This is a genomic window from Sphaerotilus mobilis (genome assembly GCF_004216565.1).
Taxonomy (GTDB): Bacteria; Pseudomonadota; Gammaproteobacteria; order Burkholderiales; family Burkholderiaceae_C; genus Sphaerotilus; species Sphaerotilus mobilis.
In genome coordinates this window covers 64912-75010 of record NZ_SGWV01000015.1, presented here as the reverse complement: position 1 = coordinate 75010, position 10099 = coordinate 64912, and the positions used below count along the sequence as shown (strand labels likewise).

General features: G+C 67.7%; 11 protein-coding genes. 8 read left to right on the top strand and 3 right to left on the bottom strand.

Annotated elements, in window-relative coordinates; genetic code table 11:
* The 8 genes from EV685_RS20505 to maiA all read left to right on the top strand — a co-directional run.
* Positions 1-284, top strand: a 284-nt coding sequence (locus tag EV685_RS20505) for an aromatic-ring-hydroxylating dioxygenase subunit beta (protein WP_275938361.1), incomplete at its 5' end; no start/stop codon positions are given.
* A gap of 19 nt (positions 285-303) precedes the next feature.
* Positions 304-621, top strand: a complete 318-nt coding sequence (locus EV685_RS20500; RefSeq protein ID WP_130483935.1) for a non-heme iron oxygenase ferredoxin subunit — start codon at positions 304-306, stop codon at positions 619-621.
* A 116-nt stretch (positions 622-737) separates the two neighbouring features.
* The gene (locus EV685_RS20495; RefSeq protein WP_130483934.1) at positions 738-1898 is read left to right on the top strand and encodes an ABC transporter substrate-binding protein; all 1161 of its coding nucleotides are present in this window, start codon (positions 738-740) and stop codon (positions 1896-1898) included.
* A gap of 10 nt (positions 1899-1908) precedes the next feature.
* On the top strand, positions 1909-2829 hold the full coding sequence (locus EV685_RS20490) for a branched-chain amino acid ABC transporter permease (protein WP_130483933.1): 921 nt from the start codon (positions 1909-1911) through the stop codon (positions 2827-2829).
* 13 nt (positions 2830-2842) lie between these two features.
* Complete coding sequence (locus EV685_RS20485; RefSeq protein WP_130483932.1) at positions 2843-3862, top strand: branched-chain amino acid ABC transporter permease; 1020 nt, start codon at positions 2843-2845, stop codon at positions 3860-3862.
* Positions 3862-4608, top strand: coding sequence for an ABC transporter ATP-binding protein (locus tag EV685_RS20480; protein WP_130483931.1), 747 nt, complete (start codon positions 3862-3864; stop codon positions 4606-4608). Before EV685_RS20485 ends, EV685_RS20480 begins: the two co-directional genes overlap by 1 nt.
* Before the next feature lie 10 nt (positions 4609-4618).
* Positions 4619-5338, top strand: a complete 720-nt coding sequence (locus EV685_RS20475) for an ABC transporter ATP-binding protein (protein ID WP_130483930.1) — start codon at positions 4619-4621, stop codon at positions 5336-5338.
* 3 nt (positions 5339-5341) lie between these two features.
* On the top strand, positions 5342-5977 hold the full coding sequence (gene maiA, locus EV685_RS20470; RefSeq protein ID WP_130483929.1) for a maleylacetoacetate isomerase: 636 nt from the start codon (positions 5342-5344) through the stop codon (positions 5975-5977).
* Positions 5978-5979: 2 nt separating this feature from the next.
* Here maiA and EV685_RS20465 read toward each other — a convergent pair whose 3' ends face one another.
* The 3 genes from EV685_RS20465 to EV685_RS20455 form a co-directional block, all read right to left on the bottom strand.
* Positions 5980-7035 (bottom strand): LacI family DNA-binding transcriptional regulator, encoded by a 1056-nt coding sequence (locus tag EV685_RS20465; protein WP_130483928.1) that lies wholly within the window; start codon positions 7033-7035, stop codon positions 5980-5982.
* A gap of 97 nt (positions 7036-7132) precedes the next feature.
* Positions 7133-8392: an MFS transporter gene (locus tag EV685_RS20460; RefSeq protein WP_130483927.1), complete on the bottom strand. Its 1260-nt coding sequence runs from the start codon at positions 8390-8392 to the stop codon at positions 7133-7135.
* A gap of 9 nt (positions 8393-8401) precedes the next feature.
* Positions 8402-10069 (bottom strand): glycoside hydrolase family 3 protein, encoded by a 1668-nt coding sequence (locus EV685_RS20455; RefSeq protein WP_130483926.1) that lies wholly within the window; start codon positions 10067-10069, stop codon positions 8402-8404.
* Between the last annotated feature and the right edge of the window lie 30 nt (positions 10070-10099).

The following is a 10099-nucleotide window of genomic DNA, read 5'->3' as shown; positions in this document are numbered from 1 at the left end:
TCAAGGACCGCGTCTACGGCATCCAGGAAACGCTCTTCCACGACCCCTACTACCAGCGCCACATCGTGGGCGCGCCGGTGGTGCGCGAGGTCACGCAAGGACACATCCGCAGCGAGGCCAACTACGCGGTCTTCCGCACCAAGCTGTCGCAGGAGAGCACGGTCTTCAACGTGGGCCGTTACCTCGACGTGGTGGTGCGCACGCCGGCCGGGCTGAAGTTCGCCTCGCGCGAATGCATCTACGACACCGAGATGATCCCGAACTCGATCATCTATCCGATCTGACCCCGACGAGAGCAAGACCATGAGCGAGATGAACTGGACCGATGCCCTCGCCGCCGCCGACCTGCCTGGCGACGACGTCATCGGCGTGGCCGTGGCCGGCCGCGACATCGCCGTCTACACCGTGGGCGACGAGATCTACGCGACCGACAACCTCTGCACCCACGGCAACGCCCGCCTGTGCGACGGCTTCCTCGAAGGCCACGAGATCGAGTGCCCGCTGCACCAAGGCAAGTTCGACGTGCGCAACGGCCAGCCGACCTGCTCGCCGGTCACGCAAGCCCTGCGCAGCTACCCCGTGAAGATCGAGGCTGGCCGCGTGTTCGTGCAGGTCGACTGAGCCTGCCGCCGGGCCCGTCCAGGGTCCGGCCATTCCCTTTCCTTGCCCGCCCGATCGCCCGACGGGACCGTCCTCGACGGCCCCGGGGGCGGACTCATCCCTGTTGGAGACACCCCATGTTGGATCGCATCGTTCGCAGCGCCGCCAGCGGCACGCTGATCGCCCTGGCCGCCGCAGGCGCCCAGGCCGCCACCATCGGCCTGATGGCCCCGCTGTCGGGCCCGCAGGCCCTCGTCGGCCAGGACCAGGTCGACGGCTTCCAGCTCGCGCTCGACCAGCTCGGCGGCAAGCTGGGCGGCCAGGCCGTCACCGTCGTCAAGGAAGACGACCAGCTCAAGCCCGAGGTCGGCCAGCAGGCCGTGCGCAAGCTGATCGACAAGGATAAGGTCGACGCGATCGTCGGCCTGTCGTTCTCCAACGTGCTGATGGGCAGCCTGCCGCGCATCGCCGAGGCCGGCGTCGTGGCCCTGGCCACCAACGCCGGCCCGTCGCCGATCGCCGGTGCGCAGTGCAAGGCCAACCTGTTCTCGATGGCCTGGCAGAACGACGGCGCCGCCGAGGCGATGGGCAAGTTCGCTCAGGACCGCGGCATCAAGCGCGTCTACCTGATGGCGCCCAATTACCAGGCCGGCAAGGACATGCTGGCCGGCTTCAAGCGCTTCTTCAAGGGCCAGGTGGTCGACGAGGTCTACACCCAGGTCAACCAGCCTGACTACTCGGCCGAGATCGCCCAGCTGCAAGCGGCCAAGCCCGATGCGCTGTTCGTGTTCTATCCCGGCGGCATGGGCATCAACTTCGTCAAGCAGATGAGCCAGGCGGGTCTTGCCGGCAAGATGCCGTTCTATTCGGTCTTCACCGTCGACGGCACGACGCTGCCGTCGCTGCGGGACGCGGCGGTCGGCTCGGTCAGCGGCGCGATGTACGACGCGGCGCTCGACAACCCCGAGAACCGCAAGTTCGTCGCCGCCTTCGAGGCCCGCTACAAGCGCACGCCCAGCCTGTATGCCGCCACCGGCTACGACGCGGCCAACCTGCTGGACATCGCGATGCGCAAGGCCGGTGGTGATGCCAAGAAGCTGGCCGCAGCGGTGAAGGTCGCCGGCAGCGAGCTGAAGTCGGTACGCGGTCCGTTCTCGTTCGGCAAGAACAACATGCCGGTGCAGGACTACTACGCCTTCGAGACCGCGCGCGACGGCGGCAAGGTCGTCACCCGTCTGATCGGCACGCCGTTCAAGGGCCACGTCGACCCCTACGCCGCGCAGTGCAACCTGCCCTGAGGCCAGCGACATGAGTGCGACCCTGTTCCTCGCGCAGCTGCTCAACGGGCTGCAGTACGGCGTGCTGCTGTTCCTGCTGGCGGCGGGGCTCACGCTGGTCTTCGGGATCATGAGCTTCGTGAACCTGGCGCATGGTTCGCTCTACATGATCGGCGCCTACATCGGCGCGCTGGCCTACGGCGCATCGGGGTCCTTCCTCGTCGCCCTGGGCGCGGCCATGGCGGCCGCGCTGGCCATCGGGCTGCTGCTGGAGAAGACCATCGTCGCGCGGCTGTACCGACGCGATCACCTCGACCATGTGCTGGCGACCTTCGGCCTGGTGATGTTCTTCAACGAGCTGGTCCGCGTGGTCTGGGGTCCGCAGCCGCTGTTCGTGCAGGTGCCCGAGGTGCTCGAGGGCACGGTCGACCTGTTCGGCTTCACCTACCCGGCCTACCGCTTCGCGATCATCGGCGTCGGCCTGGTCGTGGCAGTCGGCTCATGGCTGCTGATCCACAAGACCCGCGTGGGCATGCTGATCCGTGCCGGCGCGCAGAACCCGCAGCTGGTGGGTGCACTGGGCGTGAACATCGGCCTGCTCAACGCCATGCTGTTTGGCGTCGGCGCGATGCTGGCCGGCGTGGCGGGTGCCATGGCCGGGCCGGTCCTGTCGGTGCAGTCGGGCATGGGCGAGCCGGTGTTGATCACCACTCTGGTGGTGATCGTGATCGGCGGCATCGGCTCGGTCTCCGGCGCTTTCTACGCGGCACTGATCGTCGGCGTGGTCGACACGCTCGGCCGTGTCTTCCTGCCGCTGCTGCTGCGACAGATCGCCGAACGTTCGGTGGCCGATGCGGCAGGGCCGGCGCTGGCCTCGATGAGCGTCTACCTGCTGATGGCCGCCGTGCTCGCACTGCGCCCGCAGGGCCTCTTTCCCGCCCACCGCGGCTGAGTCCAGACCTGTCATGACATCCATCCTCCACGTCCCGCCCTCGCGCTGGATTTCGCTGCTGCTTCTGGCCCTGCTGGCACTGGTCCCTGTGCTGGCGACTGCCTTCGAGCAGACCTTCTGGATCGCCTTCTTCGCCCGCATCCTGATCTACGCCGTGGCGGCGAGCGCGCTCAACCTCGCGCTCGGCCATGGTGGCCTGGTGAGCTTCGGCCATGCGCTGTTCCTCGGCGTGGGTGCCTATGCGGTCGGCCTGAGCGCCTTCCACGGCATCGGCAACGGCTGGGTCCATCTGGCGTTGGCCGTCGTGGTCGCGGGCCTGCTGGCCTGGGTCGTGGGCACCATCAGCCTGCGCACCTCGGGCATGGCCTTCATCATGATCACGCTGGCATTCGCGCAGATGGGCTACTTCCTGGTCGTCAGCCTGAAGCAGTACGGCGGTGACGACGGCCTGCCGGTGGTCGCCACCAGCCGGCTGGCCGGCTTCGACCTGGGCTCGGCCTCCAACGTGTACTACGCCGCCTGGCTGATCCTGGCCGCCGTCACCGTCTGGATGGCCCGGCTGCGCGTGGCCGCCTTCGGCATGGCCTTGCGCGGTGCGCGCCAGAACGCCCGCCGCATCGATGCGATCGGCCTGCAGTCGCGCCAGCTGCAGCTCGCGGCCTTCGTGCTGTCGGGCATGGTCTGCGCGCTGGCGGGCGTGCTGCTGGCCAACCTCAACGCCTTCGTCTCGCCCAGCACCATGGCCTGGACCGTCTCGGGCGAGCTGATCGTGATGGTCGTGCTCGGCGGCATCGGCACCGTGGCCGGACCGCTGCTGGGCGCTCTGGTCTTCCTTGGCCTGGAGGAGCTGCTCAAGGGCTGGACCGAGCACTGGATGATGGTCTTCGGCCCGCTCATCGTGCTGGTCGCGCTGTTCGGCCGACGCGGCATCGCCGGCTGGCTCGAGGTCCTGGACCGGCGTCGCATCACGGCACCCACCGCACCCACCACGCCCAACGCCCCCAACGCCCCCAACGCGCAGGAGCAACCCTGATGGCCGCACTGCAGACCGAAGGCCTGGTCAAGCGCTTCGGCGCCCTCCTGGTCACCGACGACGTCTCGCTCGACATCCGCAGCGGCGAGCTGCATGCGCTGATCGGGCCGAACGGTGCGGGCAAGACCACCCTGATCAACCAGCTCAGCGGCGAGCTGCGTTCCAGCGCCGGACGTGTCCTGTTCGACGGCCGTGACCTGACCGCGCTGCCGGTCCACCAGCGCGCCCGCGCCGGACTGCTGCGGTCCTACCAGATCACCTCGATCTTCGAGGAGTTCACCGTGCGCGAGAACGCGATGCTCAGCGCGCTCGGCGCCCGTCAGCACGCATGGTCCTTCTGGCGGCCGATGCTGGCCAACCCGCAGGCCCGTGCGGCAGCGGACGAGGCGATCGAGGCCGCTGGCCTTGGCGCCTTCGTCGACACCGCCGCCGGCGAGCTGGCCTATGGCCAGCGCCGCCAGCTGGAACTGGCCATGGCGCTGGCCGCGCAGCCGCGCTTCCTGCTGCTCGATGAGCCGATGGCGGGCATGAGCGTGCAGGAGTCCGCCGCCGTGACGGCGCTGCTGCAGCGGCTCAAGCGCCGCTACACCATCTTGCTGGTCGAACACGACATGGACGCCGTCTTCGCGCTGGCCGACCGCATCAGCGTGCTGGTCTACGGCCGGGTGATCTTCACCGGCACGCCCGACGAGATCCGCGCCCATCCCGAGGTCCGGGCGGTCTACCTCGGCGAAGAATCCACGTGAGGACCGGACGATGAAACAAGCCCTCCTGTCGATCCAGGGCCTGCAGGCCAGCTATGGCCGCGCGCAGGTCCTCTTCGACGTGTCCTTCGACGTGCAGGCCGGCGAGGTCGTCACCCTGCTGGGCCGCAACGGCATGGGCCGCTCGACCACCGTCAAGTGCCTGTTCGGCATGTTGCCGGTGCAGGCCGGCACGGTCAGCGTGGGCGGCGAGCGTGTCAACGGCATGCCCTCGCACCGCATCGCCCGTCGTGGCCTGGCGCTGGTGCCCGAAGGCCGGCAGATCTTCACCAGCCTGACGGTCGAGGAGAACCTCGTGGCCACCGCCCATGTGCCGCGCGGCGGCCACGAGACGCCGCTGTGGGACCTCGGCCGCGTCTATGCCTTCTTCCCGCGCCTGAAGGAGCGACGCGGCAACCTGGGCTCGCAGCTGTCGGGCGGCGAGCAGCAGATGCTCGCGATCGGGCGTGCGCTGATGACCAACCCCAGGCTGCTGGTGCTCGACGAGGCCACCGAGGGCCTGGCGCCACTGATCCGCGCGGAGATCTGGCGCACGCTGGGCGAGCTCAAGCGCGAGGGCCTGGCCCAGATCGTCATCGACAAGAACGTCGGCAAGCTCATGGACCTGGCCGACCGCCACGTCGTCATCGAGAAGGGCCGCGTGGTCTGGGACGGCGACAGCGAGGCGCTGTGCCAACGGCCCGAGATCGTCCACCAATACCTGGGAGTCTGAACCGTGAAGCTCTACGGATTCTTCCGCAGCGGCACCTCGCACCGCTTGCGCATCGCCTTGAACCTCAAGTGCCTGACGGTCGAGCACGTCGGTGTCGACCTGCGGCGCGAGCAGCATCTGGAGGCGGCGTTCAAGGCCGTCAACCCGCAGCAGCTGGTGCCGGCGCTGGACATCGGCGAGGCGGTGCTGACACAGTCGCCCGCGATCATCGAGTGGCTTGAGGAACGCTTTCCGCAGCCCGCGCTGCTGCCGGCCGATCCCTTGGGGCGGGCCCATGTGCGAGCCCTTGCGGCGATCGTGGGTTGCGACATCCACCCGATCAACAACCGCCGCATCCTGGAGGCCCTGCGCCAGCGCTGGCAGGCCGACGACGCCGCGATCAACGACTGGTGCGCCACCTGGATCACGGCCGGCTTCGACGCCTACGAGGCGCTGGTGACGTCGCATGGGGCGGGACCTTATTCCTTCGGGTCCACGCCCACGCTGGCCGACGTCTACCTGATTCCGCAGATGGAGAGCGCGCGCCGCTTCAAGGTCGACCTGTCGCGCTGGCCGCGCCTGCTGGCGATCGAGGCCTCTTGCCTGCAGCTGGACGCTTTCGGACTCGCGGCGCCGGCCTTGCAGCCCGACGCAACCTGAACTCAGGCACCTGCGGGTCGGGTGATCGAGTCGCGCATGACGATGTTGCAGGGCAGGGTCCTGACGCCTTGCCGGCTGCGGCCTTCAAGCGCCTCGATCACTTGTAGCGCTGCGGCCTCGCCCATGTCCTCTGCTGGCAGACCGGCGGTCGTCAGGGCTGGGGTGATCTTGCGCGCGAGGCCGAAGTTGTCGAAGCCAGCGATCGACAGGCCGTCCGGCAGGGAGATGTGGAGCCGCGTTGCAGCGGCGATGACACCGGCGGCGATGTCGTCGGTCAGGCACTGGACGGCTGTCGGCCGATCCGGACGCGAGAGCACCTGCATGCCCATCTCGAATCCGTCGTCGAAGAAGGCATTGCAGTGGTGCATGGCATGGGTGATGCGTGCGCGATCCGGGTGGGCCGCGATGGCCTCCAGAAAGCCCGCTTGGCGTTCCACCGTCGCGCGGTGCCGGGCGGCACCGCCGATGAAGGCGATCCGTCGGTGGCCGAGTTCGAGCATCCGTTCGGCCAACGCCCTCGTGGCGCTGCGCTCGTCGGCGACCACGGCAAGGTCCGCGTGGGTCGCATCGAAGGCGCTGATCGCCGAGAAGGCCAGGTCGTGCTGGCGCAGCGTCTTGAGCAGGTCAACGTATTCGGATGCCGGAGCCGGCACGATGTAGCCGCCGACCTGTCGTGCCAGCACCTTGCGAACCAGCGAATGGATGTCTTGGGCGTTCCTTGTCTCAATGATGTTGACCGCGAAGTCGTGCGACTTGCAGACGTTCAGCGCACCGATCAGCAGGGCGTATTCGTACTCGTAGCCGTGGCGGAACTCGCGGAAGGCGTTCGCGTCCGGGATCACGATGCCGATCGTGCGGGAGTAGGCGCCCGACAGGTTGCGGGCCGAGGACAGTGGCTCGTAGGACAGCTCGCTGATGACCTTCAGGACCAGCGCGCGGGTTTCCGGCGCGATCTTTCCCTGGTTGCGCATCACGCGCGAGACCGTCATCGCTGAGACGCCGGCCTTCTCCGCGACGTCCTTGATCGTGACCTTGCTGTGGGGGCTGTTTTCTTGCATGGAAGGGGTGTGCTGCTGGTCCGCCGGTGGGCGCCGGACAAACGAAGGGCGCCAGCATAGACGGTCCAACGGACCGCTCTTGGCGCCCCACGTGCGGTCAGCGCACCTTGCGGATCGGGATGATCGTGACCGCGCCGAGCACCGCGTAGACCGCCGCAGCCGAGAACAGGATGCCGTAGTCCGGCGTCGACGAGCCACCGGCGAACAGGAAGAGCGGCGCGATGGCCGGTGCCAGCGTCTGCGGCAGGGTGCCGGCCACGTTCATGACACCCAGATCCTTGGCCGCGTTGTTCTTGGCGTCCGGCAGCACTTCGGTGACCAGCGCGACGTCCACCGCGAAGTACACGCCGAAGGACAGGCTCATGACACAGGCGCCGAGCAGGAAGGCGTCGTAGTTCGTGGCCCGTGCAATGATCAGCAATCCCACCCCGTATAGCACGGCGGAGGTCCAGATGAAGACCTTGCGGCGGCGGATGACGTCCGACAGCCAGCCGCCCAGGAAGCTCGCCGCGATCTGGATGGCCGAGGCGATCAGGTTGACCTTCACCATGATGCCGGGCACCTCGGCGGCGCTGTAGCCCAGGCGATCCATCAGGAAAAACACCTGATAGCCCAGGAACGTGGCCAGCGCGAAGAAGAAGAACAGGCGGCTCAGGAAGGCCCAGGTGAAGTCCGGATGCGCCTTCGGGTTGAACGCGAAGTCGCGCAGCATCTGGCCCAGGCTGAAGGGCGCGACGGCGGCCGGATCGGTGGCCTTGTCGGTGTAGGTCATGCACAGCAGGGCGATCGTCACCAGCAGGATGCCGGGTGCGAGCAGGAACATCAGCTGCGCATGACCCTGGGCCGCGTTGACCAGCGCGAACCCGGAAATGATGCCGGCCGGCACACACATGCCGATCGCGCCGCTCACCATGCCGCGCTGGTTCTCCGGGATCTGGTCGGGCAGCAGGGCCATCAGGGCGGCGGCCACGGCGTTCATGCCGAGCTGGGTCAGGCACCAGCCGACGATCATCGTGTTGACCCCGCCGACCGAGATCAGCCACAGGCCGAAGAAGCCGATCAGGCCGCCCGCGACCATCCATGACTTGCGCCGGCCGAAGCGCGTCACCGTGCGGTCACTGAAGTAGCCGGCCATCGGATTGGCGAACACCGACACCACCGCGCCGATGCCCAGCAGCAGGCCCAGCGTGCTTTCCTTGTTCTGCGGCGCGATCTCCGCCACCCGCAGCGCGATGGTCATCATCGGCGGGGTCAGCAGGGCCATCGACAGGGCCCAGTAGGTCAGCACGATCGTGAAGATCAGCATCCAGGACGCCCGCGGCGAGCTGGAGTGGGTGGGCGAGGTGAGGGTCGTCATGGATGTCTTTCAGAAGTGCGCGTCAGCCAGGCCGCAGAACGCGTCGACCGGACTCTTTCCGGTGAAGCGCCCGCGGCCGAGCAACTTGTCGACGACGGCGCGCTGGATGTCGGGCGTCGGCGTGTAGGCATTGATCAGGCAGGGCACCCTGGGTGCGTCGTAGAGGTAGTACGGATGCCCGAAGGAGATGAAGACGGTCGGCGTGTCCCACCAGACGCGTGACATGCCGGGCATCGTGCCGCCGTGCAGCCGCACCCAGTCGATGTAGAGCCGCGACTTCATCAGCTGCGACTCCTGTGCGAACACGTAGAGGATCAGGTCGTGTTCCAGGCGGACGCCCAGGTCGTCGGTCTGCGGGTCGAAGACGTGGACCTCGAAGCCCTCGGCCGCGAGATGGCGGTCCAGCTGGATGCGAAACGACTCGTCGCCGCCCAGTGGATGCACGTTCTCTTCCTTGAACATCAGGATCTTGCGGATCTTCTGGCGGTCCAGCGGCACGGTGCCGTGCACGTCCTTGACGAGGGTGGGCGAAAGGTCCGACAGGCGCGCCATGACCGCCTTGTGCGCCGGCGAGCCGATCAGCGACGTGTCGGCGCCCGCCTCCTGACGGGGGCGATGCACGTTCATGCGGGCCTTCAGGCCGAGCACGCGCATCAGCGCTTCATCGATGCGCTTCTGGCTGAGCACCCCGGTCTCGGCAGCGTCCAGCAGGGTCTCGATGTCGGTGTCGACCGAGGGCGAGAACAGGATCATGTCGCAGCCGTTCTCGATCACCTCGGGCAGCCACTGCCGGCGGCTGCCCCAGCTCTCGAGGCCGCCCATCAACGTGGCGTCCGAGACGATCAGGCCGTTGAACTTCAGCTGCTCGCGCAGCAGCGACTGGTTCAGTTGACGCGAGATCGAGGCGGGTCGATACAGCTCGATCGTGTCCATGCCGGCGCGGCGCAGGTAGTCCGGGAACGCGATATGGGCCGACATGACCGACAGCACACCCGCTGCGATGGCTCGGGCGTACAGGGGTGCGAACACCGCCGTCCATTCCTCGACCGTCATCGGGTTGATGGTCGTGACCAGGTGTTGGTCGCGGTCGTCGAAGCCCTCGCCGGGCCAGTGCTTGGCGGTGGTGGCGATGCCGTGCCGCTGGAACACCTCGATGTGCAGCTGAGCCAGTTCGCCGATCAAGGCGGGGTCGCTGCCGTAGGAACGCGTGCCGACGATCGCGCTCTGGAACTTCTGGTTGACGTCCAGGACCGGCGAGAAGGTCCAGTTCACGCCCAGCGAAGTCAGCTCGGCCGACAACATCCGCAAGGCTTCGCCGTAGGTGTCCAGGCAGCCCGCAGCGGCACAGCCGAGCTGGTTCGGGAAGATGGTGGTCAGGTGCCCGCTGGTGACACCGCCTTCGAGATCGGCGCAGACCAGCGGAGCAATCCGGCAGGCCTCACGCGCTGCGTCGACGACGCGGCGGCAAGCCTGTGGATCGGAGAAATTGATGACGGTGAAGGCGCCCAGCTGGTGGCGCTCGATCAGCTCGATCGCGTGGTCGTCGCCGGGCAGGACCTGAAGGTTGATCAGCTGGCCGACCTTCTGGCGCCGTGTCAGGCCGTCCAGGGTGTCGCAGACCCAGGCGATCTGCTCCTCATCCAGATCGAATGGCGCCTGACGCAGGATGTCTTTCATGTTCTTGGTTTCGATCACCAGGGGGCGGAA